The sequence below is a fragment of the Pseudomonas sp. genome (genome assembly GCF_036404235.1).
In the GTDB taxonomy this organism is placed as follows: Bacteria; Pseudomonadota; Gammaproteobacteria; order Pseudomonadales; family Pseudomonadaceae; genus Aquipseudomonas.
Window position 1 is genome coordinate 19,072 of sequence record NZ_DASWOT010000206.1, and the last position, 26,939, is coordinate 46,010.

General features: G+C 56.3%; 23 protein-coding genes, 2 tRNA genes and 1 pseudogene. 19 read left to right on the plus strand and 7 right to left on the minus strand.

Going from position 1 to position 26,939, the window contains the following annotated elements; all coding sequences use genetic code 11:
* Positions 1–57: 57 nt before the first annotated feature.
* From carA to greA, 3 genes are all read left to right on the plus strand, one after another.
* Complete coding sequence (carA, locus tag VGC62_RS25975) at positions 58–1,194, plus strand: glutamine-hydrolyzing carbamoyl-phosphate synthase small subunit (RefSeq protein ID WP_331189944.1); 1,137 nt, start codon at positions 58–60, stop codon at positions 1,192–1,194.
* 124 nt (positions 1,195–1,318) lie between these two features.
* On the plus strand, positions 1,319–4,540 hold the full coding sequence (carB, locus tag VGC62_RS25980) for a carbamoyl-phosphate synthase large subunit (RefSeq protein ID WP_331189945.1): 3,222 nt from the start codon (positions 1,319–1,321) through the stop codon (positions 4,538–4,540).
* Positions 4,537–5,013 (plus strand): transcription elongation factor GreA, encoded by a 477-nt coding sequence (gene greA / locus VGC62_RS25985; protein ID WP_331189946.1) that lies wholly within the window; start codon positions 4,537–4,539, stop codon positions 5,011–5,013. The genes carB and greA overlap by 4 nt, the downstream gene beginning before the upstream one ends.
* Before the next feature lie 156 nt (positions 5,014–5,169).
* Here the strand turns inward: greA and VGC62_RS25990 are convergent, their stop codons facing one another.
* Positions 5,170–5,478, minus strand: a complete 309-nt coding sequence (locus VGC62_RS25990) for a YhbY family RNA-binding protein (protein WP_331189947.1) — start codon at positions 5,476–5,478, stop codon at positions 5,170–5,172.
* 105 nt (positions 5,479–5,583) lie between these two features.
* Between VGC62_RS25990 and rlmE the strand changes: the two genes are divergently transcribed.
* The 16 genes from rlmE to VGC62_RS26070 all read left to right on the plus strand — a co-directional run bounded on the left by rlmE (position 5,584) and on the right by VGC62_RS26070 (position 22,305).
* Positions 5,584–6,234 carry a 23S rRNA (uridine(2552)-2'-O)-methyltransferase RlmE gene (gene rlmE / locus VGC62_RS25995; protein WP_331189948.1) on the plus strand — a complete coding sequence of 217 codons (651 nt, stop codon included), beginning with the start codon at positions 5,584–5,586 and terminating at the stop codon, positions 6,232–6,234.
* A gap of 191 nt (positions 6,235–6,425) precedes the next feature.
* Positions 6,426–8,336 carry an ATP-dependent zinc metalloprotease FtsH gene (gene ftsH, locus VGC62_RS26000; protein WP_331189949.1) on the plus strand — a complete coding sequence of 637 codons (1,911 nt, stop codon included), beginning with the start codon at positions 6,426–6,428 and terminating at the stop codon, positions 8,334–8,336.
* 8 nt (positions 8,337–8,344) lie between these two features.
* Positions 8,345–9,196 (plus strand): dihydropteroate synthase, encoded by an 852-nt coding sequence (folP, locus tag VGC62_RS26005; RefSeq protein ID WP_331189950.1) that lies wholly within the window; start codon positions 8,345–8,347, stop codon positions 9,194–9,196.
* A gap of 16 nt (positions 9,197–9,212) precedes the next feature.
* Positions 9,213–10,556 carry a phosphoglucosamine mutase gene (gene glmM, locus VGC62_RS26010; RefSeq protein ID WP_331189951.1) on the plus strand — a complete coding sequence of 448 codons (1,344 nt, stop codon included), beginning with the start codon at positions 9,213–9,215 and terminating at the stop codon, positions 10,554–10,556.
* Positions 10,557–10,622: 66 nt separating this feature from the next.
* Positions 10,623–11,378, plus strand: coding sequence for a triose-phosphate isomerase (gene tpiA, locus VGC62_RS26015; protein ID WP_331189952.1), 756 nt, complete (start codon positions 10,623–10,625; stop codon positions 11,376–11,378).
* A 4-nt stretch (positions 11,379–11,382) separates the two neighbouring features.
* Positions 11,383–11,778: a preprotein translocase subunit SecG gene (gene secG, locus VGC62_RS26020; protein ID WP_331189953.1), complete on the plus strand. Its 396-nt coding sequence runs from the start codon at positions 11,383–11,385 to the stop codon at positions 11,776–11,778.
* Between the two features lie 44 nt (positions 11,779–11,822).
* A tRNA-Leu gene (locus VGC62_RS26025) sits at positions 11,823–11,908 on the plus strand.
* Positions 11,909–12,004: 96 nt separating this feature from the next.
* Positions 12,005–12,081, plus strand: a tRNA-Met gene (locus VGC62_RS26030).
* Positions 12,082–12,211: 130 nt separating this feature from the next.
* Positions 12,212–12,670: a ribosome maturation factor RimP gene (rimP, locus tag VGC62_RS26035; RefSeq protein ID WP_331189968.1), complete on the plus strand. Its 459-nt coding sequence runs from the start codon at positions 12,212–12,214 to the stop codon at positions 12,668–12,670.
* Positions 12,671–12,729: 59 nt separating this feature from the next.
* A complete protein-coding gene (gene nusA, locus VGC62_RS26040) occupies positions 12,730–14,211 on the plus strand; it encodes a transcription termination factor NusA (RefSeq protein ID WP_331189954.1) in 1,482 nt (493 codons plus the stop codon).
* A 27-nt stretch (positions 14,212–14,238) separates the two neighbouring features.
* Complete coding sequence (infB, locus tag VGC62_RS26045; RefSeq protein WP_331189955.1) at positions 14,239–16,782, plus strand: translation initiation factor IF-2; 2,544 nt, start codon at positions 14,239–14,241, stop codon at positions 16,780–16,782.
* Positions 16,783–16,940: 158 nt separating this feature from the next.
* Positions 16,941–17,342 carry a 30S ribosome-binding factor RbfA gene (gene rbfA / locus VGC62_RS26050; protein ID WP_331189956.1) on the plus strand — a complete coding sequence of 134 codons (402 nt, stop codon included), beginning with the start codon at positions 16,941–16,943 and terminating at the stop codon, positions 17,340–17,342.
* Positions 17,343–17,345: 3 nt separating this feature from the next.
* On the plus strand, positions 17,346–18,263 hold the full coding sequence (gene truB, locus VGC62_RS26055; protein ID WP_331189957.1) for a tRNA pseudouridine(55) synthase TruB: 918 nt from the start codon (positions 17,346–17,348) through the stop codon (positions 18,261–18,263).
* 153 nt (positions 18,264–18,416) lie between these two features.
* Positions 18,417–18,686, plus strand: a complete 270-nt coding sequence (rpsO, locus tag VGC62_RS26060; protein WP_331189958.1) for a 30S ribosomal protein S15 — start codon at positions 18,417–18,419, stop codon at positions 18,684–18,686.
* 175 nt (positions 18,687–18,861) lie between these two features.
* Positions 18,862–20,967: a polyribonucleotide nucleotidyltransferase gene (gene pnp / locus VGC62_RS26065; RefSeq protein WP_331189959.1), complete on the plus strand. Its 2,106-nt coding sequence runs from the start codon at positions 18,862–18,864 to the stop codon at positions 20,965–20,967.
* A 225-nt stretch (positions 20,968–21,192) separates the two neighbouring features.
* Entirely contained in the window at positions 21,193–22,305 is a 1,113-nt protein-coding gene (locus VGC62_RS26070; protein WP_331189960.1) for a DUF6515 family protein, read from the plus strand.
* A 3-nt stretch (positions 22,306–22,308) separates the two neighbouring features.
* On the opposite strand, the gene VGC62_RS26075 is transcribed toward VGC62_RS26070, so the two are convergent.
* The 6 genes and pseudogenes from VGC62_RS26075 to VGC62_RS26100 form a co-directional block, all read right to left on the minus strand.
* A complete protein-coding gene (locus VGC62_RS26075; protein WP_331189961.1) occupies positions 22,309–23,202 on the minus strand; it encodes a cation diffusion facilitator family transporter in 894 nt (297 codons plus the stop codon).
* A gap of 43 nt (positions 23,203–23,245) precedes the next feature.
* Entirely contained in the window at positions 23,246–23,671 is a 426-nt protein-coding gene (locus VGC62_RS26080) for a polyribonucleotide nucleotidyltransferase (RefSeq protein ID WP_331189962.1), read from the minus strand.
* Positions 23,672–23,834: 163 nt separating this feature from the next.
* Positions 23,835–24,225: pseudogene (locus tag VGC62_RS26085) on the minus strand (sensor histidine kinase); the annotation flags it as partial.
* Positions 24,226–24,419: 194 nt separating this feature from the next.
* Entirely contained in the window at positions 24,420–24,917 is a 498-nt protein-coding gene (gene radC / locus VGC62_RS26090) for a RadC family protein (protein WP_331189963.1), read from the minus strand.
* 46 nt (positions 24,918–24,963) lie between these two features.
* Positions 24,964–25,884: a hydrolase or metal-binding protein gene (locus tag VGC62_RS26095; protein ID WP_331189964.1), complete on the minus strand. Its 921-nt coding sequence runs from the start codon at positions 25,882–25,884 to the stop codon at positions 24,964–24,966.
* 105 nt (positions 25,885–25,989) lie between these two features.
* The coding region (locus tag VGC62_RS26100; protein WP_331189965.1) for a lambda-exonuclease family protein at positions 25,990–26,939 on the minus strand (950 nt) is incomplete at its 5' end.

The following is a 26,939-nucleotide window of genomic DNA, read 5'->3' on the forward strand; positions in this document are numbered from 1 at the left end:
ATTCCGCTTTTTTACAACCTGCGAACGCCCTTTCAGGCTTTACTACGGGAGGTCTTCTTGACTAAGCCAGCCATACTCGCCCTTGCTGATGGCAGCATTTTTCGCGGCGAAGCCATTGGAGCCGACGGTCAAACCGTTGGTGAGGTGGTGTTTAACACCGCAATGACCGGCTATCAGGAAATCCTTACCGATCCTTCCTATGCCAAGCAAATCGTCACCCTGACTTACCCGCACATTGGTAACACTGGCACCACGCCGCAAGATGCCGAATCCGACCGTGTCTGGTCAGCCGGTCTGGTCATTCGTGATCTGCCACTGGTTGCGAGCAACTGGCGTAACAAGATGCCCCTGGCTGACTATCTGAAGACCAACAACACGGTCGCTATCGCCGGTATTGATACGCGCCGCCTGACCCGCATTCTGCGTGAGAAAGGTGCGCAAAATGGCTGCATCATGGCGGGCGACAACATTTCTGAAGAAGCGGCAATCGCGGCTGCCCGTGGTTTTGCCGGTCTCAAGGGCATGGATCTGGCGAAAGAGGTCAGCACCCAAAAGAGTTATGAATGGCGTTCGAGCGTGTGGGGTCTCAAGACCGACAGCAGCCCTGAGATCGCCGCTGCAGATCTGAAGTACCACGTGGTCGCCTACGATTACGGCATCAAGCTAAACATCTTACGGATGCTGGTTGCGCGCGGTTGCCGAGTGACAGTCGTGCCAGCGCAGACGCCTGCCAGCCAAGTACTCGCGCTCCAGCCGGACGGTGTGTTCCTGTCCAACGGCCCTGGGGACCCGGAGCCTTGTGACTATGCAATCCAGGCGATCAAGGATGTGCTGAAAACCGATATCCCGGTATTCGGCATTTGCCTCGGTCACCAGTTGCTGGCACTGGCATCTGGCGCGCAAACCATCAAGATGAGCCTCGGCCATCACGGCGCTAACCACCCGGTTCAGGATCTGGACACCGGCGTTGTCATGATCACCAGTCAGAACCATGGTTTTGCGGTGGATGAGGCAACCCTGCCGGGCAACCTCCGGGCGACGCACAAATCGCTGTTCGACGGTAGCCTGCAAGGTATTGAGCGCACCGATAAAGACGCTTTCAGCTTCCAGGGGCACCCTGAGGCGAGCCCGGGCCCGACCGACGTCGCGCCGCTGTTTGATCGCTTCATCACGGCCATGGCCAAGCGCCGCTAAGCGGCTCGACCATAGCGAGCGGTGACTGTGGCGCGGCGATGATTAAGTCCAACGAGCCCGCCCAGCCACCGCAGAGAATGTTCAAGACGGCTTGCCGACTGACATAGGATTTGAGTGACAACCCATGCCAAAACGTACAGACATTAAAAGTATCCTGATTCTTGGTGCCGGCCCCATCGTGATCGGCCAGGCCTGCGAATTCGACTACTCTGGCGCCCAGGCCTGCAAGGCGCTGCGCGAAGAGGGTTACCGCGTCATTCTGGTCAACTCGAACCCCGCGACTATCATGACCGACCCGTCCATGGCGGACGCGACCTATATCGAGCCGATCAAGTGGCAGACCGTTGCCAAAATCATCGAAAAAGAGCGTCCTGACGCACTGCTGCCCACTATGGGGGGCCAGACGGCGCTGAACTGCGCACTGGATCTGGAGCGTGAAGGGGTTCTGGAGAAGTTTGGCGTAGAGATGATTGGCGCCAACGCCGATACCATCGACAAGGCTGAAGACCGTTCGCGTTTCGACAAGGCGATGAAGTCCATCGGCCTTGATTGCCCGCGTTCCGGTATCGCTCATAACATGGAAGAAGCCAACACTGTGCTCGAGAAGCTCGGCTTCCCGTGCATCATCCGTCCGTCATTCACCATGGGGGGCACCGGCGGCGGTATCGCTTACAACCGTGAAGAGTTCGAAGAAATCTGCAACCGCGGTCTGGACCTGTCGCCAACCAAAGAGCTGCTGATCGACGAGTCGCTGATCGGCTGGAAAGAATATGAGATGGAAGTTGTCCGCGACAAAAAGGACAACTGCATCATCGTTTGTTCCATCGAAAACTTCGACCCGATGGGCGTGCATACGGGCGACTCGATCACTGTTGCGCCAGCGCAGACGCTGACCGACAAGGAATACCAGATCATGCGTAACGCCTCTTTGGCGGTACTGCGTGAAATCGGCGTCGAAACCGGTGGCTCGAACGTTCAGTTCGGTATCTGCCCAGACACCGGCCGTATGGTCGTGATCGAGATGAATCCGCGTGTATCGCGTTCCTCGGCACTGGCTTCCAAAGCCACTGGCTTCCCTATCGCTCGCGTAGCGGCCAAACTGGCTATCGGCTACACCCTCGACGAGCTGCAAAACGAAATCACTGGCGGCAAGACCCCGGCGTCCTTCGAGCCGTCTATCGACTACGTCGTAACCAAGCTGCCACGTTTTGCCTTTGAGAAGTTTCCCAAGGCGGACGCTCGCCTGACCACTCAAATGAAGTCGGTCGGTGAAGTCATGGCCATCGGCCGCACCTTCCAGGAGTCCTTGCAGAAAGCCCTTCGTGGGCTGGAAGTCGGCGTCAGTGGTCTTGACCCGAAGCTGGACCTTAGCAACCCGGAAAGCTTGAGCACCCTCAAGCGCGAGCTGACGGTGCCGGGCGCAGAGCGTATCTGGTACGTCGCTGATGCGTTCCGTGCTGGCATGACGGTCGAGCAGATCTTCAGCATGAACATGATCGACCCTTGGTTCCTGGTGCAGATCGAAGATCTGATCAAGGATGAAGAGAAGGTCAAGACCCTGGGCTTGTCGAGCATTGACCGCGATCTGATGTATCGCCTCAAGCGCAAAGGCTTTTCCGACTCACGTTTGGCTAAACTGCTGGGTGTGACCGAGAAAAACCTGCGCACTCATCGCCACAAGCTCGAAGTGTTCCCGGTCTACAAGCGCGTTGACACCTGCGCGGCCGAGTTCGCCACCGATACCGCGTATCTGTACTCCACCTATGAAGAAGAGTGCGAAGCCAACCCTTCGACTCGCGACAAGATCATGATCCTGGGTGGCGGGCCTAACCGCATTGGTCAGGGCATCGAGTTCGACTATTGCTGCGTGCACGCAGCTTTGGCGCTGCGTGAAGACGGGTACGAGACCATCATGGTCAACTGCAACCCGGAAACCGTATCGACAGACTACGACACCTCCGATCGCCTGTACTTCGAGCCAGTGACCCTCGAAGACGTGTTAGAAATCGTCCGCGTCGAGAAACCAAAAGGCGTGATCGTCCAGTACGGTGGTCAAACCCCGTTGAAACTGGCGCGCGCCCTTGAAGCTGCTGGCGTGCCGATCATTGGTACCAGCCCTGACGCCATCGACCGTGCCGAAGACCGCGAGCGCTTTCAGCACATGGTTGAACGCCTGAATCTGCGTCAGCCACCAAACGCTACCGTGCGCAGCGAAGACGAAGCAATTCGTGCCGCGGCCAAGATCGGTTATCCGTTGGTGGTGCGTCCTTCCTATGTGTTGGGCGGGCGCGCGATGGAGATCGTCTATGAAGAAGACGAGCTTAAGCGCTATCTGCGTGAAGCGGTTCAAGTGTCCAACGACAGCCCGGTGCTGCTGGACCACTTCCTTAACTGCGCCATCGAAATGGACGTGGATGCGGTTTGCGACGGTACTGATGTGGTGATCGGCGCGATCATGCAGCACATCGAACAGGCGGGCGTTCACTCGGGTGACTCCGCATGCTCGTTGCCGCCGTACTCATTGCCTGCGCACATTCAGGACGAAATGCGTGAACAGGTCAAAAAGATGGCCCTCGAACTGGGGGTCGTCGGACTGATGAACGTCCAGTTGGCTCTGCAAGGCGAAGACATCTACGTGATCGAGGTCAACCCGCGTGCTTCGCGGACCGTGCCGTTCGTTTCTAAATGCATCGGCGTATCGCTGGCGATGATCGCGGCGCGTGTGATGGCTGGTAAAACGTTGAAGGAAATCGGCTTCACCAAGGAAATCATTCCTAACTTCTACAGCGTGAAGGAGGCAGTCTTCCCGTTTGCGAAGTTCCCAGGTGTCGACCCGATCCTAGGCCCGGAAATGAAGTCCACCGGTGAAGTCATGGGCGTGGGCGATACCTTCGGTGAAGCATTCGCCAAGGCTCAGATGGGCGCTAGTGAGTTGCTGCCAACTGGCGGTACCGCATTTATCAGCGTGCGTGATGATGACAAGCCTCTGGTGGCTGGTGTTGCGCGTGACCTGATCAATCTGGGCTTCGAAATCGTGGCGACGGCCGGCACTGCGCGCCTGATCGAAGCGGCGGGTCTGAAGGTTCGCCGTGTAAACAAGGTGACCGAAGGCCGTCCACATGTGGTCGATATGATCAAGAATGACGAGGTCACTCTGATTATCAACACCACCGAAGGCCGGCAATCGATTGCCGATTCCTACTCCATCCGTCGTAATGCCTTGCAGCACAAGATTTATTGCACGACTACCATTGCTGCAGGCGAGGCAATCTGTGAGGCACTGAAGTTCGGCCCTGAAAAGACCGTACGTCGCTTGCAGGATCTACATGCAGGATTGAAGGCATGATCAAATATCCAATGACTATTCAGGGCGCGAAAGCCCTCGAAGAGGAACACGCTCATCTGACCAAGGTCGTCCGTCCCAAGCTTAGCCAGGACATCGGTACGGCCCGCGAGTTGGGTGACTTGAAAGAGAACGCTGAATACCACGCTGCTCGCGAGCAGCAGGGCATGGTCGAGGCGCGTATCCGTGACATCGAAGGCCGCATGCAGAATGCACAGATCATCGATGTCAGCGCGATTGCGCATACCGGCAAAGTCATTTTCGGTACGACTGTGGAAATCGCTCACGTCGAAACCGACGAGCGCGTGACATATCAGATCGTCGGTGAGGATGAGGCGGATATCAAGCTGGGCAAGATCTCCGTAGGCTCACCAATCGCTCGCGCCTTGATCGCCAAGGAAGAGGGTGACGTAGTCGCGGTGAAAACCCCGAGCGGTGTGATCGAGTATGAAATTGTAGAAGTCCGTCACGTTTGATGTGCACTCCGCATTGCGCGGATGCGATCTCGGGTCGCCAATCTGTTCAGGATTGACGACCCGATGTCACGGCTACAGCAGGCGTCGCGTTCCGAAGGGGCATTCCATTCGGTCGGCTATGTCGGTACGCGCAGAGCGCGCCGCTGAGAGCTTGCTTCAAGCAAATCGATGGACGTTCGACAGCTGCTTGTTTACCTTGGCGCTCTTGCGATAAATGAGCGCCATTTTGCCGATGACTTGCACCAGATCCGCATGACCAGCCTTGCACAGTTGTGCAATGGCTTCCAGGCGGCTCTCGCGTTCGAGGATGTTGAGCTTGATCTTGATCAGCTCGTGATCGCTCAGTGCGCGCTCCAGTTCGGCCAACACACCTTCAGTCAGACCATTGTCAGCCACAGTCAACACCGGTTTCAGATGATGGCCAATGGATTTGTATTGTTTCTTCTGCTCTTGAGTGAGCGGCATAATCTGACCTCTGTGTCTGATCTTGTAAAAAGCGGCGGCCAGTTTACCCGAGCGAGTCCGGGACCGCCCAGTTAATCGCGACTCGTCCAATTTGAGGTGTTACGCGTGGCCCGTTCCAAAACCAGTCATAACTGGCTGAAAGAGCATTTCGACGACAAGTACGTCAAGATGGCGCAAAAGGACGGCTACCGTTCACGTGCCAGCTACAAGCTGCTTGAGATTCAAGAAAAGGACAAAATCATTCGTCCTGGCATGACGGTGATCGATCTCGGCGCTGCGCCAGGTGGTTGGTCGCAGGTGACCAGTCGTCTGATTGGTGGTCAAGGTCGATTGATTGCGTCCGACATCCTCGAAATGGATAGCATCCCGGATGTGACCTTTATTCAAGGGGACTTCACCGAGGATGCCGTCCTTACACAAATCCTCGAGGCTGTTGGTAATACGCAAGTAGACCTTGTGATTTCCGATATGGCCCCCAATATGAGTGGATTGAGCGCTGTCGATATGCCACGCGCAATGTTTCTCTGCGAGCTGGCACTTGATCTTGCCGGGCGAGTGTTGCGACCGGGTGGTGATTTCTTGATCAAGGTTTTCCAGGGTGAAGGCTTTGATGTGTACCACAAAGACATCCGCAAGCTGTTCGACAAGGTTCAGATGCGCAAGCCGTTGTCATCGCGTGACCGTTCCCGTGAGCAGTATCTGCTGGGGCGCGGCTTTCGCGGCGTTGACGGCTCCGCGAGCGATGAGCGGCTTTGAACAACGGCAATAGCTTTTTTCAAATGGTCTTATTGATGAAGCATAACCAACATCCTGTAGTCAAAGTTTCACAAAGGGTTACAGACGCCGCCTGCCACGTCTGTAGGATATGTAGTAAGTTAGGCCGGTGAATATCATGCGAGGCACGCTCCAGCCTGGGGCTTGCTTCAGAGGGTAGCTAATTGAACGACATGGCAAAGAATTTGATCCTGTGGTTGATCATCGCCGCTGTCCTTGTGACGGTGATGAACAACTTCTCCAGCCCGAACGAGCCGCAGACCCTCAACTACTCTGAGTTCATCCAGCAAGTGAAGGATGGCAAGGTCGAGAAAGTTGCCGTTGACGGTTACGTCATCACGGGCAAACGCAGTGATGGCGACACCTTCAAGACCATACGTCCAGCCATTCAGGACAACGGCCTGATTGGTGATCTGGTCGACAACAATGTCGTGATTGAAGGCAAGCAGCCTGAACAGCAGAGCATTTGGACTCAACTGCTCGTCGCAAGCTTTCCGATATTGGTGATTATTGCGGTCTTCATGTTCTTCATGCGCCAGATGCAGGGCGGCGCGGGGGGCAAAGGCGGGCCGATGAGTTTTGGCAAGAGCAAGGCCAGGCTGCTGTCCGAGGACCAGGTCAAGACCACGTTGGCTGACGTCGCGGGTTGTGACGAGGCTAAAGAAGAGGTAGGGGAGCTGGTTGAGTTCCTGCGCGATCCGGGCAAGTTCCAGCGTCTGGGCGGTCGTATTCCGCGCGGCGTACTGATGGTCGGTCCTCCAGGTACGGGTAAAACCCTGCTGGCGAAAGCCATCGCGGGTGAAGCCAAGGTTCCGTTCTTTACTATTTCCGGTTCTGATTTCGTTGAAATGTTTGTGGGTGTCGGTGCAAGCCGCGTCCGAGATATGTTCGAACAGGCGAAGAAGCATGCGCCGTGCATCATTTTCATCGACGAAATCGACGCCGTGGGTCGCCATCGTGGTGCTGGCATGGGCGGTGGCCATGACGAGCGCGAGCAGACTCTCAACCAATTGCTGGTGGAGATGGATGGTTTCGAAATGAACGACGGCATCATTGTGATTGCCGCGACCAACCGTCCAGACGTCCTTGACCCTGCGCTGTTGCGTCCAGGTCGTTTCGACCGTCAGGTGGTTGTAGGTTTGCCGGACATTCGTGGTCGCGAACAGATTCTTAAAGTCCACATGCGCAAAGTGCCTATGGGTGACGACGTTGCTCCAGCGGTTATCGCTCGTGGCACACCAGGTTTCTCTGGTGCGGATCTGGCTAACCTGGTTAACGAAGCGTCGTTGTTCGCTGCCCGTACAGGTAAACGCGTCGTTGAGATGAAAGAGTTCGAGCTGGCTAAAGACAAGATCATGATGGGCGCCGAGCGCAAATCCATGGTCATGTCCGAGAAAGAAAAACAGAACACGGCTTACCACGAAGCGGGTCATGCCATTGTCGGTCGCGTTGTGCCTGAGCATGATCCGGTCTACAAGGTTTCGATCATTCCACGTGGTCGTGCGCTGGGCGTCACGATGTTCCTTCCCGAGGAAGACCGCTACAGCTTGTCCAAGCGTGCATTGATCAGCCAGATATGTTCTCTCTATGGCGGTCGTATCGCCGAGGAAATGACACTGGGCTTCGACGGTGTTACCACCGGTGCTTCCAACGACATCATGCGTGCCAGTCAGATTGCGCGGAACATGGTCACCAAGTGGGGCCTTTCGGAGAAGCTGGGTCCACTGATGTATTCAGAAGATGAAGAGGGTGGTTATCTTGGGCGTGGCGGTGGTGGTCAGAGTGCGAGCCTGTCGGCTGATACCGCGCGTTTGATCGACTCCGAAGTGCGCAGCATCATTGATCAGTGCTACGGCACGGCCAAGCAGATTCTGACCGACAATCGCGACAAGCTGGATGCGATGGCTGATGCCTTGATGAAATACGAAACCATTGATGCCGAGCAAATCGACGACATCATGGCCGGGCGCACACCTCGTGAACCGCGTGACTGGGAAGGTGGTTCTGGCACATCAGGTACTCCAACGGCGCCTGTAGATCCTCGTCCGGAAGCTTCGATTGGCGGCCCCGCTGCTGATCACTAAGGTCTGATATGACTTCTACGCTGTACCCGACCCGGTTGCCTTGTGGCAACCGGGTTCTTGATTTAGCCCGTACGCACATTATGGGCATATTGAATATCACCCCTGATTCGTTTTCCGATGGTGGTCGCTTCGCGCAGCGAGATGCTGCACTACGTCATGCTGAAGTAATGGTGTCGGCGGGAGCGACCCTCATTGATGTGGGTGGAGAGTCGACAAGGCCAGGCGCACGCTTCGTATCGCCAGTTGAGGAGTTGGAGCGCGTGGCGCCCGTCGTCGAGGCGCTTAGCAGGGAGCTCGACGTCATCATCTCGGTGGACACGTCCACGCCTGCCGTCATCCGCGAAACGGCGCGCTTGGGCGCAGGGTTAATCAATGACGTGCGCTCGTTGCGTCGTGAGGGCGCGCTGGAGGCGGCAGTCGCCACCGGATTGCCGGTGTGCCTAATGCATATGCGGGGCGAGCCCACCGATATGCAAGATGACCCACGCTACGATGATTTGGTGGGCGAAGTCAGTGCGTTTCTGCAGGGCCGGATGGGCGAGTGCGTTACTGCCGGAATTGCCCGGGAGAAAATCATTCTCGATCCGGGTTTTGGTTTTGCCAAGACACTCGATCATAATCTGAGCCTGTTTAAGCATATGGGGGCGCTTCATGCTTTGGGGCGTCCATTGCTGGTAGGCGTTTCACGCAAAAGCATGATTGGTAAGGTGCTTGATCGTCCGGTAGGCGGCCGTCTTTATGGTGGCTTGGCGCTGGCCGCAATGGCAACGATCCAGGGCGCTCGAATCCTGCGTGTGCATGATGTCGCCGAAACGGTCGATGTGGTGCGCATGCTTGCCGCTGTCGAATCGGCAAAATAAGAATGATGGAGCTTCCATGACAACCAAGAAATACTTCGGAACCGATGGCATACGTGGTCGTGTTGGTCAATTTCCGATCACTCCCGATTTCATGCTCAAGCTTGGCTGGGCTGCCGGCATGGCGTTTCGAAAAATGGGCGCGTGCCGGATACTGGTCGGCAAAGACACTCGAATTTCTGGCTATATGTTCGAATCTGCTCTTGAGGCGGGGCTCTCGGCAGCAGGCGCCGACGTTATGTTGCTGGGTCCCATGCCAACACCCGCAATCGCCTATTTGACCCGAACCTTCCATGCTGAAGCCGGTATCGTAATCAGTGCATCGCACAACCCGCATTACGACAACGGCATCAAGTTCTTCTCGGGGCAGGGCACCAAGTTGCCCGACGACATCGAGATGATGATTGAGGAGTTGCTTGATACGCCTATGACGGTTGCTGAGTCTGAGAAGCTCGGCAAGGTTTCGCGTATCAACGATGCCGCGGGGCGGTACATTGAGTTTTGTAAAAGTAGCGTGCCGACCAGTACCGATTTCGCTGGCTTGAAGCTGGTCATCGATTGCGCTCACGGGGCCACCTATAAAGTGGCGCCGAACGTGTTCCGAGAGCTGGGTGCTCAGGTCACTGTTTTGTCGGCCGCACCTAACGGGCTGAACATCAACGACGACTGTGGCTCGACCCACATGGGCGCCCTTCAGGCGGCCGTGATCGCTGAGAAGGCAGATCTGGGTATCGGTTTTGACGGGGACGGCGATCGGGTATTGATGGTTGATCACACTGGCGCGATTGTCGACGGCGACGAGCTGCTGTTCATCATTGCTCGGGACTTGCACGAGCGCGGGCGCCTTGAGGGCGGCGTTGTCGGAACGCTGATGAGCAATCTGGGCCTTGAACTCGCCCTTGGCGAGCTGAATATTCCGTTTGTTCGGGCCAATGTCGGTGACCGTTATGTCATTGCCGAGTTGTTGGAGCGTAACTGGCAGGTGGGGGGTGAGAACTCGGGGCACATTGTCTGCTTCCAGCACACCACCACAGGTGACGCTATTATCGCTGCGCTTCAGGTATTGCTGGCACTTCGTCGTAGCGGTGAAAGCCTTGCTCAGTCGAGGCAAGCGTTGCGCAAGTGCCCTCAGGTTCTGATTAATGTGCGTTTCAGTGGTGGTGATTTCGATCCTATCTCACACCCTGCGGTCAAGGAGGCGTGTGAGCGCGTGACGACGGCCATGTGTGGTCGTGGTCGAGTACTGTTGCGCAAGTCAGGTACTGAGCCGTTGGTGCGGGTGATGGTTGAGGGCGAGGACCAAGCGCTGGTTAGTGGTTATGCCGATGAGTTGGCGAAACTGGTTGCTGAGGTTTGCGCCTGATTTCGGCTTGCCAGTGTTGAAACTGTTGGGTAACATCTGCGCCCACTTTGACCGACGAGGTATAGCATGCGTCGCCCTATGGTAGCTGGTAACTGGAAGATGCACGGTACCCGCGCCAGCGTCGCTGAGCTGATCGAGGGTCTTGATAATTTGTCCCTCCCTGGCGGTGTTGATGTTGCGGTATTCCCATCGAGTCTGCATATCGGGCAGGTGGTGGGTCGATTGCACGGAACATCGATTCTTATCGGTGCGCAAAATTGCGCGCATGAAGCCGGGCAGGGTGCATTGACCGGTGAAATAGCGTCGAGTCAATTGGCTGATGCAGGTTGCAAGCTGGTACTTGTGGGGCACTCGGAACGTCGCCAGATCATGGGTGAACGTAATGAGGTTCTAAACCGCAAGTTCGCTGCTGCTCAGGCAAGTGGGCTGATACCTGTGCTTTGCATCGGTGAAACCCGTGAAGAGCGCGAAGCAGGCAAAACACTGGAAGTTGTTGGGCGGCAGCTCGATAGCATCATTGAAGAGCTGGGTATTGGTGCTCTCGTCAATGCGGTTGTTGCTTACGAGCCGGTCTGGGCTATTGGTACCGGGCTGACTGCTTCGCCTCAACAAGCTCAAGATGTGCATGCAGCCATTCGTGCGCAGTTGGCAAAAGAGAATGCTGAGGTCGCACAAGGCGTGCGGCTTCTTTATGGCGGCAGCGTGAAGGCGGCCAATGCGGCCGAACTGTTCGGCATGCCGGATATCGATGGGGGGCTCATTGGTGGTGCCTCCCTGAATGCAGATGAGTTCGGTGCGATCATTCGCGCCGCGGGAAACTGAAAAAATGCTGGAAACAGTCGTAGTCGTTTTTCATCTGCTGGGCGCTTTGGGCGTTGTCGCTCTGGTATTGCTTCAGCAGGGCAAGGGTGCGGACGCTGGTGCGTCGTTCGGAGCTGGTGCGTCAAATACTGTCTTCGGGGGGCAAGGTTCCTCTACCTTTCTCAGCAAGTTTACTGCTATACTTGCCGCCTGTTTCTTCATAACCAGCTTGGGGTTAGGTTACTTTGCTAAAGAGAAAGCTCATCAGCTAACTCAAGTAGGTTTACCTGATCCAGCAGTGTTGGAAGTAAAGCAAAAACCGGCGGCAGATGATGTTCCGGTGCTAGAAGGGCAGCAGAAGCCAGCCGCTACTCCAGCCGCTACTCCAGCTGACGTTCCACAAGCTCCGCAGCAGAAGTAACACAGGATTCGCAGTCGATATTGGGGCTGCAAAAGAGTTGTAATGCCGAGGTGGTGGAATTGGTAGACACGCAACCTTGAGGTGGTTGTGCCCATAGGGTGTAGGGGTTCGAGTCCCCTTCTCGGTACCAATTAACAAGGCAGCCCGCAGTAGCGGGCTTTCTTGTCGGTGGATGTTGGATTGATTCCTCTGGGGATCAGTCGTATACTTCCGCCCCCAGCTTTGTCGCGGGGTGGAGCAGTCTGGTAGCTCGTCGGGCTCATAACCCGAAGGTCGTTGGTTCAAATCCAGCCCCCGCAACCAGTTTTAGCGGAGCCCCTTTTCAGGGGCTTTTTGTTAGCTGGACACTTTATTACGCCGCTGTTCAACGGCGTTTTCATGGATGGGCGCTTTGCCCATTTTTTATTTGCACAGCATGCACGAGGGGGTTCAGGTGTCGAGCAAGCTAGAACAGTTGCAGGCCTTGTTGGTCCCGGTGGTCGAGGGTCTTGGCTATCAATGTTGGGGGATCGAATTCATCTCTCAGGGCCGACATTCACTGCTGCGTATTTATATCGATAAAGAAAACGGCGTTCTGGTTGAGGACTGCGAAATAGTCAGTCGTCAGGTCAGCGGTATTCTGGATGTGGAAGATCCGATCAGCGCTGAGTACACGCTTGAGGTTTCTTCGCCTGGCATGGATCGCCCTCTGTTCACACTTGAACAGTTTGCTTTGCATGCAGGGGCACAAGTGAAGATAAAGCTGCGTTCACCGTTTGATGGTCGACGCAACTTTCAGGGCCTTCTCCGCGGGGTGGAGGAGCAGGACGTGGTGGTCCATGTTGAAAACCACGAATACCTGTTGCCGATCGACTTGATCGACAAAGCCAACATTATTCCCACGTTTGACTGAGACGTGCCAGATACTGCGGATCCCGCGGATCCAATGGCTTGCGAAGGGCGAGGCGTACGATGAGCAAAGAAGTACTGCTGGTTGTTGAGTCGGTATCCAATGAAAAGGGCGTACCGGCAGGTGTAATTTTCGAAGCACTGGAGCTGGCTCTGGCCACCGCTACCAAAAAACGTTTCGAAGACGAAGTTGAACTGCGTGTGGAGATCAATCGCCAGACAGGTAACTACGAAACCTTCCGTCGCTGGACGGTCGTCGAAGACGAAGATCTCGATGATCCAGCGTATGAGCTGGCGGTCGATCAGGCCCAGGAGAAAAAGCCTGGCGCAGTGGCTGGCGATCTTATCGAAGAAAAGATCGACTCCATTGAATTCGGTCGGATCGCTGCGCAGACCGCTAAACAAGTTATCGTGCAGAAAGTCCGTGAAGCCGAACGCGCCCAGGTTGTGGATGCATATCGTGAGCGTCTCGGCGAAATCATTTCTGGCACTGTTAAAAAGGTGACACGTGACAATGTCATTGTGGACCTGGGCAACAATGCTGAAGCATTGCTGGCTCGTGAAGACATCATTTCGCGGGAAACTTTCCGTGTAGGTGTTCGCGTTCGTGCATTGCTTAAAGAGATTCGCACTGAAAACCGTGGTCCTCAGCTGATCCTGTCGCGTACTGCGCCAGAGATGCTGATCGAGCTGTTCCGTATTGAAGTTCCGGAAATTGCCGAAGGTCTCATTGAGGTGATGGCTGCCTCTCGTGACCCGGGTTCGCGTGCAAAGATCGCTGTTCGCTCCAAAGACAAACGAATCGACCCACAAGGCGCCTGTATCGGCATGCGTGGTTCGCGCGTTCAAGCTGTTTCGGGCGAGTTGGGTGGCGAGCGTGTGGATATCGTGCTGTGGGATGACAACCCGGCGCAGTTTGTGATCAATGCCATGTCCCCAGCTGAAGTGGCGGCGATTATCGTTGATGAAGATGCCCATGCAATGGACATCGCTGTCGGCGCAGACAACCTGGCCCAGGCCATTGGTCGTGGCGGTCAGAACGTGCGTCTGGCCAGCCAACTGACGGGCTGGACCTTGAACGTGATGACCGAATCGGACATCCAGGCTAAACAACAAGCAGAGACCGGCGACATCCTGCGCAACTTTATCGACGAGCTGGAAGTCGACGAAGACCTGGCACAGGTGCTGGTAGATGAAGGTTTCACCAGCCTGGAAGAGATTGCCTACGTTCCGGTGGAAGAAATGCTCAACATCGATGGCTTTGACGAAGATACCGTCAACGAGCTTCGCGCTCGGGCCAAGGATCGTTTGTTGACTAAAGCCATCGCTACTGAGGAAAAGCTGGCAGACGCCCATCCGGCCGAAGACCTACTCTCGCTTGAGGGTATGGACAAGGATTTGGCGATGGAACTGGCGGTGCGCGGCGTAATTACCCGCGAAGACCTGGCCGAGCAGTCTATTGACGATCTGCTCGACATCGACGGCATTGACGATATTCGTGCCGGCAAGTTGATCATGGCCGCCCGAGCCCATTGGTTCGAGTAAGTAGGCGCGGCCTGAGGAGAGAAGTGCATGACGCAAGTCACGGTGAAAGAACTGGCCACAGTGGTCGACACACCGGTAGAGCGCCTGTTACAGCAGATGCGTGAGGCAGGTCTGCCGCACACCGCCGCCGAGCAAGTTGTGACCGATAACGAAAAACAAGCCCTTTTGACGCACCTGAAAAGCGGTCACAAGGTTAAGGTGGAAGAACCGCGCAAGATCACTTTGCAGCGCAAAACCACCAGTACACTGCGTGTTGCTGGCAGTAAGAGCATCAGTGTCGAAGTTCGTAAAAAGAAGGTTTTCGTACAGCGTAGCCCCGAAGAAATCGAGGCTGAGCGCAAGCGTGAACTAGACGAGCGTCGTGCGGTAGAAAATGCCGCACGCCAAAAGGCTGAACAAGAAGCCCGTGCGCGTGCTGAAGAAGAAGCCCGCCGTCAGCCCGCTGGTGCTCAGCCATCGTCTGATGCAGCTGCCGCTGTTGCCGCGCCTGCGCCGGAGTCAACCCCAGTGGTTGCTTCCGAGCCTGTTCGGGAAGCGCCAGTTGCCGCGCCTGTTCCAACGCTTGACGCGCGCAAGCGCGAAGAACCGCGTCGGCCGGATAAACCGCGCAGCGATGACAACAGTCGTCGTGGCGGTGGTGGCGACGGCGAGCGTAAAAACGCTCCGCATCGTGCGTCGGTCAAGGAAAAAGCGCCTGCTCCACGCGTTGCGCCACGTACTACCGACGAAGAAAGCGACGGCTTCCGCCGTGGTGGTCGCGGCAAGGCCAAGCTGAAGAAACGCAACGCCCACGGTTTCCAGAGCCCAACCGGTCCTGTCGTGCGTGAAGTGAAGATCGGCGAGACCATCACTGTTGGCGATCTCGCTCAGCAGATGTCGGTCAAGGCTGCTGAAATCATCAAGTTCATGTTCAAGCTGGGCACTCCAGCCACCATCAATCAGGTACTGGATCAGGAAACTGCCCAACTGGTTGCTGAAGAGCTGGGCCACAAAGTGACCCTCGTCAGCGATACCGCCCTGGAAGATTCCCTGGCCGAGTCGCTGAAGTTTGAAGGTGAGGCATTCTCTCGTGCTCCAGTCGTGACCGTAATGGGCCACGTTGACCACGGTAAGACTTCGCTGCTCGACTATATCCGTCGTGCCAAGGTTGCAGCTGGCGAAGCCGGTGGTATCACTCAGCATATTGGTGCTTACCACGTTGAAACCGAGCGTGGCATGGTGACCTTCCTCGACACCCCTGGTCACGCCGCGTTTACGGCAATGCGTGCTCGTGGTGCCAAGGCGACGGACATCGTGATCCTGGTCGTTGCTGCTGACGACGGCGTGATGCCGCAGACCATCGAAGCCGTGCAGCACGCAAAGGCCGCTGGTGTTCCGTTGGTCGTTGCCGTGAACAAGATCGACAAGCCGGGTGCTGACCTCGATCGTATTCGCAGTGAACTATCGGTTCACGGTGTGACGTCCGAAGAGTGGGGTGGTGACACGCCGTTCGTTTCGGTCTCCGCGAAAGTCGGTACCGGTGTAGACGCATTGCTGGAAGCTGTTCTGTTGCAGGCTGAAGTCCTGGAACTGACAGCTACGCCATCGGCGCCTGGTCGTGGTGTGGTGGTTGAATCGCGCCTTGATAAAGGCCGTGGTCCGGTTGCTACTGTCCTGGTTCAGGACGGTACGCTGCGTCAGGGCGACATGGTGCTGGTCGGTTCGAACTATGGCCGTGTTCGTGCCATGCTTGACGAGAACGGCAAGCCTATCAAGGAAGCCGGTCCTTCCATTCCGGTCGAGATCCTCGGCCTGGACGGTACACCGGACGCCGGCGATGAGATGAGCGTGGTTGCCGACGAGAAGAAAGCCCGTGAAGTGGCTCTATTCCGTCAAGGCAAGTTCCGTGAAGTCAAACTGGCTCGTGCTCACGCAGGCAAGCTGGAAAATATCTTCGAAAACATGGGGCAGGAAGAGAAGAAGACGCTCAACATCGTCCTCAAATCCGACGTCCGTGGTTCTCTAGAAGCTTTGCAGGGCGCTCTGAATGGCCTGGGCAACGACGAAGTGCAAGTACGCGTGGTCGGCGGCGGTGTCGGTGGTATCACCGAAAGCGACGCTAACCTGGCGCTGGCTTCCAATGCTGTACTGTTCGGCTTCAACGTGCGTGCCGATGCTGGCGCTCGCAGGATCGTCGAGCAGGAAGGTCTGGATATGCGTTACTACAACGTGATCTACGACATCATCGAAGACGTCAAGAAGGCCCTCACCGGTATGCTTGGCAGTGACGTCCGGGAGAACATCCTCGGTATCGCCGAAGTGCGTGACGTGTTCCGTTCGCCGAAGTTTGGCGCGATCGCAGGTTGCATGGTTATTGAAGGTGTTGTCTTCCGTAACCGTCCAATTCGCGTACTGCGTGAAGACATCGTTATCTTCGAAGGCGAGCTGGAATCTCTGCGCCGCTTCAAGGATGACGCGTCTGAAGTACGTGCCGGCATGGAGTGCGGTATTGGCGTCAAGAGCTACAACGACGTCAAGGTCGGTGACAAGATCGAAGTCTTCGAGAAGGTCCAAGTGGCTCGCAGCCTCTAATTCGCGAGCTTCAGGAGCAATGGTGAGCGCCGCATGCAAATGCCCGGCGCACGTCATGGACTCTAAACGCAACGCCCGGTCCGGCTTCTGCCAGGCCGGGCGTTTGCCGCTTTCAGACTGCATGGCTTTTGCCATGAGTCAGCAACAGGTAACGATACATGGCAAAAGAATATAGCCGTACCCAACGTATCGGCGATCAGATGCAGCGTGAGCTAGCACAACTGATCCGTCGTGAAATCAAGGACCCTCGCGTCGGCCTGGTCACCATCACGGCCGTTGACGTCAGTCGTGACGTTGGCCACGCCAAGATTTTCATAACGGTGATGGGCCAGGACAGCGCTGAGGACATCGCGCAATCGATCAAGGTGCTCAACTCTGCCGCAGGCTTCCTGCGCATGCAGCTGGCCCGTGAGATGAAACTGCGTAGCGTGCCCCAGTTGCACTTCCACTACGACGAAAGCGTCGTGCGTGGGGCGCATCTTTCTGCGTTGATCGAGCGAGCGGTGGCCGAAGACGGTCAGCACCCGCAAGGCGAAAAGCCAGACGGTTCCGAGGAGTAAGGCGTGGCTCAGGTCAAGCGTATTCGCCGGAATGTCAGCGGCATCATCCTGCTCGACAAACCGCTGGGTTTCACCTCCAACGCCGCCCTGCAAAAGGTCCGTTGGTTGCTCAACGCCGAAAAGGCCGGTCACACCGGTAGCCTCGATCCCCTGGCCACTGGCGTATTGCCGTTGTGCTTCGGTGAGGCGACAAAGTTCTCCCAGTACCTGCTCGATTCAGACAAGGGGTATGAAACCCTGATGCAGTTGGGCAAGACCACCACCACGGCGGATGCCGAAGGTGAGGTTTTGCAGACGCGTCCGGTGACCGTTGGTCGTACCGAAATCGAAGCGGTTTTACCTGGTTTTCGTGGTGAAATCAGTCAGATACCGCCGATGTACTCAGCCCTCAAGCGTGATGGCCAGCCGCTGTATAAACTGGCGCGTGCAGGGGAAGTGGTGGAGCGCGAGGCGCGTTCTGTTACTATTGCGCGCCTGGAATTACTGGCCTGTGAAGGGGAAACTGCGCGGCTGTCGGTTGATTGCACCAAGGGCACTTATATTCGCACCTTGGTGGAGGATATCGGCGAGCAATTGGGCTGTGGTGCCTACGTTGCTGAGTTGCGTCGTACACAAGCGGGCCCTTTCGATCTTTCCCAGACAGTGACTCTGGAAGAGTTGGAAGCCGTGCATGCCGAAGGTGGCAATGAAGCGGTCGATCGCTTCCTTATGCCATCGGACAGCGGTTTGTTGCACTGGCCGCTGCTACAGTTTTCCGAGCACAGTTCGTTTTACTGGCTGCATGGTCAGCCAGTCAGGGCACCGGATGCGCCGCAATTTGGCATGGTTCGGGTGCAGGATCATGAAGGACGCTTCATCGGAATCGGTGAAGTGAGTGAAGACGGGCGAATCGCGCCGCGTCGACTGATTCGGTCAGAATGACCGGACACACCGAGGCAGGGTTTACCTTGTTTCAGTGATATGAGGGTGGCTGTTAACAGGCATGGTCACTCCTCACTTTTTAATACGAGAGTTTGCTCTCGGCCTGTTGAAGTCGTTTCTCTGAAACGGTTTCCTGATAAAAGGATTGCCCACATGGCACTCAGCGTTGAAGAAAAAGCTCAGATCGTAACCGACTACCAGCAAGCTGTTGGTGACACTGGTTCGCCAGAAGTGCAAGTTGCACTGCTGACCGCCAACATCAATAAACTGCAAGGTCACTTCAAGATCAACGGTAAGGACCACCACTCTCGTCGTGGTCTGATCCGTATGGTAAACCAGCGTCGCAAGCTGCTGGATTACCTGAAGGGTAAGGACGTTAGCCGTTACAGCGCCCTGATCGGTCGTCTGGGTCTGCGTCGCTAATAACGACGTTGCGAGAGGTTGGCTGTCTGCTGTGGTGCATCAGGTTCGCTTGATGTGTCCGGCAGGCTCCCAGCCTCAAGTTTTATCTGGACTGCCGACGGGTCCGATTCCCGCCGCTGCCCAAGAATTCGCAAGAAACCAGTTCCCCCAAGAGCCACAAAGAAGGTAGGAAACCGTGAACCCGGTAATCAAGAAGTTTCAATTCGGTCAATCGACCGTAACCCTCGAGACAGGCCGTATTGCCCGTCAAGCATCTGGTGCAGTATTGGTCACCGTTGACGACGACGTCACCGTTCTCGTGACTGTGGTCGGCGCCAAGCATGCAGACGCCAGCAAAGGCTTCTTCCCCCTTTCCGTGCATTATCAAGAAAAAACCTACGCCGCAGGCAAGATTCCTGGCGGTTTCTTCAAGCGTGAAGGCCGTCCTTCCGAAAAAGAAACCCTGACCTCGCGTCTGATCGACCGTCCGATCCGCCCACTCTTCCCTGAAGGCTTCATGAACGAAGTGCAGGTTGTCTGCACCGTCGTTTCCACCAGCAAGAAAACCGATCCGGACATCGCTGCGATGATCGGTACTTCGGCAGCGCTGGCGATCTCCGGCATTCCGTTCGACGGCCCTATTGGTGCTGCGCGCGTGGCTTTCCACGAAAGCACCGGCTACTTGCTCAACCCGACTTACGAACAACTGAAAGCCTCGAGCCTGGATATGGTCGTTGCCGGTACGTCCGAAGCGGTATTGATGGTTGAATCGGAAGCCAAAGAGCTGACTGAAGACCAAATGTTGGGCGCTGTGCTGTTTGCCCACGACGAGTTCCAGTCAGTCATCAACGCCGTTAAAGAATTGGCTGCCGAAGCTGCCAAACCTACTTGGGCATGGGCGCCGAAGCCTGAAGCCACTGCTCTGCTGGGCGCTATCCGCTCCGAGTTCGGCGACGCGATTTCCCAGGCTTACACCATCACTGTCAAAGCCGACCGCTACGCGCGTCTGGGCGAGCTGAAAGACCAGATCGTTGCCAAACTGGCTGTTGAAGAAGGCAGCCCGTCTGCCAGTGAAGTCAAAGCCGCTTTTGGCGAGATCGAATACCGCACCGTTCGCGAAAACATCGTTAACGGCAAGCCGCGTATCGACGGTCGCGACACTCGCACTGTACGTCCGTTGAACATTGAAGTCGGCGTTCTGCCGAAGACTCACGGTTCGGCGCTGTTCACCCGTGGCGAAACTCAGGCACTGGTCGTTGCGACCCTGGGTACTGCGCGCGACGCACAACTGCTCGACACCCTTGAAGGCGAGAAAAAAGACCCCTTCATGCTGCACTACAATTTCCCTCCGTTCTCGGTGGGCGAATGTGGTCGTATGGGCGGCGCGGGTCGCCGTGAAATCGGCCATGGTCGTTTGGCTCGTCGTTCGGTTCAGGCCATGCTGCCTGCTGCTGATGTGTTCCCGTACACCATCCGCGTGGTTTCGGAAATCACTGAGTCCAACGGTTCGAGCTCCATGGCGTCGGTCTGCGGTGCCTCTCTGGCGCTGATGGACGCTGGTGTTCCAATGAAAGCACCTGTTGCCGGTATCGCCATGGGTCTGGTTAAAGAAGGCGAGAAGTTCGCCATCCTGACCGACATCCTGGGTGACGAAGACCACCTCGGCGACATGGACTTCAAAGTAGCCGGTACCGCCAAGGGTGTGACCGCGCTGCAGATGGACATCAAGATCAAAGGCATCACCGAAGAAATCATGGAGATCGCTCTGGGCCAAGCCCTGGAAGCTCGCCTGAACATTCTCGGTCAGATGAACAAGATCATTGGCCAATCGCGTACCGAGCTGTCGGAAAACGCTCCGACCATGATCGCGATGAAAATCGACACCGATAAAATTCGTGACGTCATCGGTAAAGGCGGCGCGACCATTCGTGCGATCTGTGAAGAGACCAAGGCTTCGATCGACATTGAAGACGATGGCTCGATCAAGATCTTCGGCGAAACCAAGGAAGCCGCTGAGGCAGCACGTCAGCGCGTTCTGGGTATCACTGCTGAAGCCGAGATCGGCAAGATCTACGTTGGTAAGGTTGAGCGCATCGTCGACTTCGGCGCATTCGTCAACATCCTGCCTGGTAAAGACGGTCTGGTTCACATCTCCATGCTGAGCGACGCTCGTGTAGAGAAAGTGACCGACGTGCTGCAAGAAGGTCAGGAAGTCGAAGTGCTGGTGTTGGACGTGGACAACCGCGGTCGTATCAAGCTGTCGATCAAAGACGTAGCAGCAGCGAAGGCGTCGGGCGTTTAATCGCACCTAGCCTGTTCGTTGTAGAAGGACCCCTTCGGGGTAATGCCGGTCAGTTACGCTGACTGGCATTTTTTTTATCCGCGTTATTCCCAAAACCGACGTCTAAAGTCACCTGGTTATTGCATGGCGGTATTCGCCAACCCGAAACAGACTGGTAGAGTGCCCCGAACGGCGCACCAAGAATGCAGTCCTATCAACAGGTGTCCGCGCCACAGTGAGGAACGCATGAAAACGCGCATTTGGCGTTTGGCAGGTATCAGCTTGTTGTCGTTGAGCATCAGCGCTCAGATTTTGGCTGACGATAACAACCCACGTGATTCGATCCGTGGCAGCTCCAACGATGGGCAACAACAGCATTACCAACAGCAACGCCAGCAACAAGAGGGACAACAGCAGCAGTATCAGCAACGTGAACAGCAGCAACAACAACAGCAACGGGTCAATCAGCAGCAGGACCAGCAAGAGCGCCAGCAGCAACAGCAGCGCCAAGTGCAGCAGCGTCAAGAACAACAGCAACAACAGCGCCAAGTGCAACAACAGCAACAGCAACAGCAACAGCAACAACAGCAACAGCAACAGCAACAGCAACAGCAACAGCAACAGCGTCAGACTCAGGAGCGCCAGTTGCAGGATCGTCAGAGCAATCTACCGATTCAGAGTCGTCCCAACGAGGCACGTCAAAGTCAGTCGCCGCGTCAGGGCTATTACGAAGACATCCCTCGTGGTAACCAGAATCAATCCTGGCGCGCCGGTAATGACCGTCGTCCGGACAATGGGCATGGCAACGGCTGGGGCTCAGGCCCGCAATATCGCCCAGGTCATGAAATAGACCGGATACCCGGCGGCTATTCACGCGTGCCTTATCGCGGCCAGGATTATTTCTATTCGGGTGGCTATTGGTATCGCCCGCAAGGCCCGCGTTATATCGTCGTCGAGCCGCCGCGTGGCGTTCGTGTACGCTACCTGCCGGACTACGCGCAGCAAGTGTGGCTTGGCAGCGCGTTGTTTTTCCTCGCCGCGGGTACGTATTACACCTACGAGCAGAGTACTCAGGAATATGTAGTGGCCGAGCCGCCTGTGAACGTTGAGCCGGTCTATTCGCCCAACCAGCCGCCACAACAGCAACAGGCCGACCCATATGACGTAGCCGCTTACCCGGCCAATGGTCAGGGGCCGGAGCAAATTCAGCAGGACCACTACGATTGTTATCGTTACGCCGTGCAGCAAAGTAACTTCGACCCTGCTGCCGCGACTTACGCGCCAGCACCCCAAGTGGTGGGCCTGTATCGGCAAGCGATGGCAGGTTGCCTGGTCAGCCGTGGCTACACCGTCAATTAACGATCAGACGGCAATCTGTTTGATGAATTCCTTAGGGTCGGCGTGTACCAGCACTTCGGCCCTAGGGAATTCCCGGTTGATGGCATGTTCCACCTCGTCGCACAGTGCATGCGCGTCCGACAGCGTCAATGATCCTGGCAGTTCAAGGTGCAATTGCACGAACCAGTGCGTGCCGGAAATCCGCGTGCGCAGGTCGTGGGCACCAAGAACGCCGGGCACGTTTTTGGCCAACGCCAGCATGCGTGTGCTGACATCCACTGGCAGCTCTGCATCCATTAGTACCGACACCGTTTCTCGCGCTATCGAGATAGCGCTCCAAAGGATATACACCGCGATAGCCAGCCCGAACCAAGCGTCCAAATGTGCATAACCGAAGTACGCAAGACCCAGCGCCAGCAGGATGCTGGCGTTGAGCAACAGGTCCGAGCGATAGTGCAGCGAGTCGGCGCGGATAGCCGCCGAGTCGGTCTCCTTGACCACTTTGTGTTGCAGTATCAGGAGCGCGACGGTGAGTGCGATCGACAACAGCATCACCGCAATACCCAGGCCGGGCGCGCCGACGGGTTCCGGGTGCAGGATGCGTTCGACGGCCTGGAAGCCGATCAAAAATGCACTCACCGCAATGAACAATGCCTGCGCCATGCCTGACAGTGCTTCGGCCTTGCCGTGACCGTAGCGATGATCATCGTCGGCCGGACGCAATGCGTAATGCACTGCCAGCAGATTGAGGAACGACGCTGCGCCATCAAGCAGCGAATCGGTCAACCCAGCCAATAAACTGACCGAGCCGCTGAGCCACCATGCAATGGCTTTTGCGACGATCAACGTGCAGGCGACAGCCAGCGAGGCTCGCGTCGCCAAGCCCAACAAACGGGTGTGTTCGGGACTGCTAGTCATGGTGCTTCCTTCAAATCGAGACAGGCTCGCAAGCCTTTGAGCATCAGGCGGCGGGGACCAGGCCCAGGCTCGCCAGTTGTTCTGGGCTGCCTTTATGTTGAATCAGGCGCGGATCGTCCAGTGGCAGGCTACGGCCCAGCTCGGTTTGAATGATGGCTTGCAGTTTGGCGTTGTCGACGCTGCCGTCAGCGCGAACCGCTGGTTGCAGTTTTTGTGGGTCGATCTGTGCGTGATTACCGCTGGGCAGGTAAATCGCGCCAGTGGCGAAGTCGACCGCGAAGGCGATCACACCGGGGATGATATAGAACAGCAGGCCGACGGCGTCGAGGACGACAATCGCCGGGTCCATTCTGCCGCTGCCTTGAATCTGCCCGCGACGATCAGGATAGAAAATGCTGCCGCACGCGGTGAGTTGGGTGAGCAGGGTGGCGACCAGAACGCCGCCGATCAAACGGGAAGGAATGCGCATGAATATCTCCGGAAAGAAGTCGCAACTATACAAGGCAAATGCCTAATCACTAAGACTATCCGAGCTGTAAGACGGTTCGTTGCGCGTGTAGCTTTTCTGCTTATGTATTTGCGCATCAAGCAGGGCGTATCAGCCGACAAAGCAGGCCTCTATCTGCGCTGAGTCATCCAGGAAAAATCAGACTAAACGTCGTGACATGCCCCGGTTCACTTTCGACGGCTACACGGCCCTCATGCAGGCTCATGATGGAACGCACGGTGGCAAGCCCGAAACCTGTGCCTCCCTGTTGTCGGGAACGGCTCACGTGAATCCTGTAGAAACGATCAGGCAAGCGAGGCAGGTGCTCAGCTCCGATACCTTCTCCAGCGTTGCACACGGCCAGCGAAACCTCATTCAACTGAGTTAGAGAGGGTGAGCGTGACGGTGCTGCCTGGCGAGCCATAGTGGATGGTATTGGACAAAAGATTCGAAATTGCCCTTTGGATCATCAATCTGTCCCCCAGGACGCGTGACTCGCCTTGAACGTGCGCTGATATTTTCTTTTCCTTGGCTGACAACTGAGAGCAGCTCAGCCTTCTTCCATTGATCGAGCTATCTGTGTAAGTCTGGGGATGGTTCCCAAGGCTTCGAATGCAGTAGAGGCTGAGCGGAACGCTGAGTCACGACAAAAAAATAAATAAAAGAGCACTGTGCCGACGACCACCCTGATAATGTCAAGGGCAGTCCATCGGACGGTGTGACTATAAAATTACAGATAACCTCGTTCAGCCAGCGATACGCAGCCTTCATGACCTACAACGATGTGATCCAACGTCTGGGTGCCAATTATGCTGAGGGCATTCTTGAGTGCCAGGGTTAGCGTGCGATCGGCTTGGCTGGGTTCAGGGTCGCCGGATGGATGGTTATGTACCAGAATCACCGCTGCCGCATTGTGCTCTAACGCAATCTTGACCACTTCTCGCGGGTAGACGCTGGCGCCATCCAGCGTGCCTCTGAATAGCTCCTTGAAGGCAATCACTCGGTGTTTGTTGTCGAGCAGTAGTAGTGCAAAGACTTCATGCTCATGGTATTGCAGCAGTGTTTGCAGGTGGCTAAAAACCTGCTTTGGTTCAGTCAATGCTCGGCCTTTAGACAGACGACTCATGGCCAGTTGTCGCGCCATTTGCAGGATGTCAGCCTCGGTAACTGGGGATTCCATGACATAGGTACCGGTTGTTTCACCGGCTATCAGCTTGTGATATTTCATACGGGGATTCCTGAGCGAATAGGGGAGAGCGCAGAAGAGTTGGTGGCTACTGAGCCAAAGGCCTGCCTTTGTGCCGCGAGGCTCGCGACTCCAGCTTTTGGGCGAGTGATGGTTTGTCAGGCGCTGCCAGTTGGGTTTTGATCTCTATACGCCTGGGCTGATCTTCAATGACAGGGAAGAACTCCTCGACGATGGCACCGGTGTCCTCCACGGTGTCCTCAAAGGCCCCATTGTTAAAACCTTGCCGAGCCGCTTGATCCAAGGCACTCTGGTCAAAGCCTGCGGCTTGACGGGTCTCCTCCAATTGCTTGGCTGCAAGTAAGGCATCCTCCATGCCTAGGCCACTGCGTACCGTGATGTCTACATAGAAAATCGGTGCACCGTGGCTTTGGCGGGTGGACTTACCGCGAAGACGCAACTCCAGCGGCAGGCAGGCCAGTCGATCACCGGAGATGGCTTGCAGATAATGCAGTCGCGCTGCCAAGGTGCGGATGCTGTTGTAGCCTGTGGTACGAAAGACAAAACTGCCCAGTGGATCGTCATCGCCAATCACCACGTTGAGCCGGCCGTAAGGTTTGCAGGCATTGCCTTGAGCCAGTGAACAGCCATCCGGTGAAGGGCAGGGCATTGACTGGATACCATCCTTGGTCAGACGCTTGCAGGTCTCACCATTGCCGACGCACAGCGGCCGGCCGGTGTTACGGTCGAACAGGCTGTAGTCAGCCCGAAAGTTGAGGTCAGGTTCGTTGAACAGCAGCCGGATCGGAATGCTGCGCAGCTTGCCGTCCTGGCCATTGCGCAGTTCTTCGTTAAGGGGATGCAGCAACCAGCCGTCACGGCTCTGCACTTGGGAGGTGAGGGTGAATTGATCGTCCTTTTCCGGCAGACGCTTGCCGTTCTTTTCGACGACCTTGCCGATGGATATTCGGCCCAAAATCGGTGGCGTGATGGCTAAACCTTTGAGCATGGGAGTTCTCCTGTAACTGAAATAAAAACGCCACCGAGACCGAACTAGCAGGAGGGTAGCGTTGGAGAGAAAGGGCAGGTGAATAGATGAGGAGCGAACGATCGTTCAGGCCAGCAGAAAACGTCGACTGCCGGCTTTGGTTGTCGAGTAGCGAACTTGCAGATGAGGCTTTTCTTTTAGCAGGCGGGGGATATCCAGGGCCGCGCTGTCTTTGGCTTTCCTCCACGTGATGCTGCCGGTTGCGAAGGTCGCCCGACTGGCATCGCCCATGGCTTGTTGCAGCGTTTGCTTGAGTTGAGCCTCCTGCGCCTCCTGCTGAGCAATCGACTTGCGCACATTCTGCAGTTCGGTAAAGGCCGTGCAGAGCAGTGTGTCCTGGCTAAAGTCCAGGGTTTGTCCATTGTCTTGCGGATACAGACAGCGCAAAGATTGCTCCGCTGAGGCCGAACCGTCTGCTGGTGGCGGGGTGTCACTGACGACGTAATCCCAGAAGAGCTGTTCCAGGTCGATGAGCCGAGCTATCAGTGACTCATCGCGTTCAATGCGATGGATTTCCAGGTGTTGACCACCGAGTAGTACCGCCACATCCGCGGCCTGCTTGCCAGTCACGGCCAACTGGTGCATGACCTGCAACTGCACATACTCGGGCACGCCTTCTTTCCATAGACGCGCGCCGTTTATGCCGGCGGTTTTGCATTCGAGAATCTGCACTTCTGACGCACCGATAACCTCACGGTCGATGTTGGCCAGCATCCAGGCCAGCTTGGGATCAGGATGCTGCAGAACCGCATTGACCCGGCGGACCCGATGACCGCTGCGCCGGGTGTAATGGGATGCGACAATCGGCTCCAGAATGTTGCCCCAGTACGCGGGGCTTTCCTCATCCTGCGGATCGAGCATGGGCAGTAAGGTGTCACGCCCGGTTTTCTCCATCCACAGCTCCAACTGTGATTTATAAGGGTTCAGGCCCACAGCGGCTGCGGCATCCGAACTGCCGATGCCTTGCTTGCGCACGGTCAACCAGTCCTCACGCGGCAGTTGTTTGGTGCCGACCA

What these genes read in the sequence shown, in the direction of transcription:
- carB (WP_331189945.1), top strand. Translation starts at nt 1,319, where the DNA reads ATGCCAAAACGTACAGACATTAAAAGTATCCTGATTCTTGGTGCCGGC.
- VGC62_RS26070 (WP_331189960.1), top strand. Translation starts at nt 21,193, where the DNA reads ATGAAAACGCGCATTTGGCGTTTGGCAGGTATCAGCTTGTTGTCGTTG.
- VGC62_RS26095 (WP_331189964.1), bottom strand. Translation starts at nt 25,884, where the DNA reads ATGCTCAAAGGTTTAGCCATCACGCCACCGATTTTGGGCCGAATATCC.
- rbfA (WP_331189956.1), top strand. Translation starts at nt 16,941, where the DNA reads ATGGCAAAAGAATATAGCCGTACCCAACGTATCGGCGATCAGATGCAG.
- ftsH (WP_331189949.1), top strand. Translation starts at nt 6,426, where the DNA reads ATGGCAAAGAATTTGATCCTGTGGTTGATCATCGCCGCTGTCCTTGTG.
- nusA (WP_331189954.1), top strand. Translation starts at nt 12,730, where the DNA reads ATGAGCAAAGAAGTACTGCTGGTTGTTGAGTCGGTATCCAATGAAAAG.
- VGC62_RS26080 (WP_331189962.1), bottom strand. Translation starts at nt 23,671, where the DNA reads ATGCGCATTCCTTCCCGTTTGATCGGCGGCGTTCTGGTCGCCACCCTG.
- glmM (WP_331189951.1), top strand. Translation starts at nt 9,213, where the DNA reads ATGACAACCAAGAAATACTTCGGAACCGATGGCATACGTGGTCGTGTT.
- infB (WP_331189955.1), top strand. Translation starts at nt 14,239, where the DNA reads ATGACGCAAGTCACGGTGAAAGAACTGGCCACAGTGGTCGACACACCG.
- secG (WP_331189953.1), top strand. Translation starts at nt 11,383, where the DNA reads ATGCTGGAAACAGTCGTAGTCGTTTTTCATCTGCTGGGCGCTTTGGGC.
- tpiA (WP_331189952.1), top strand. Translation starts at nt 10,623, where the DNA reads ATGCGTCGCCCTATGGTAGCTGGTAACTGGAAGATGCACGGTACCCGC.
- VGC62_RS25990 (WP_331189947.1), bottom strand. Translation starts at nt 5,478, where the DNA reads ATGCCGCTCACTCAAGAGCAGAAGAAACAATACAAATCCATTGGCCAT.
- greA (WP_331189946.1), top strand. Translation starts at nt 4,537, where the DNA reads ATGATCAAATATCCAATGACTATTCAGGGCGCGAAAGCCCTCGAAGAG.
- radC (WP_331189963.1), bottom strand. Translation starts at nt 24,917, where the DNA reads ATGAAATATCACAAGCTGATAGCCGGTGAAACAACCGGTACCTATGTC.
- rpsO (WP_331189958.1), top strand. Translation starts at nt 18,417, where the DNA reads ATGGCACTCAGCGTTGAAGAAAAAGCTCAGATCGTAACCGACTACCAG.
- folP (WP_331189950.1), top strand. Translation starts at nt 8,345, where the DNA reads ATGACTTCTACGCTGTACCCGACCCGGTTGCCTTGTGGCAACCGGGTT.
- VGC62_RS26075 (WP_331189961.1), bottom strand. Translation starts at nt 23,202, where the DNA reads ATGACTAGCAGTCCCGAACACACCCGTTTGTTGGGCTTGGCGACGCGA.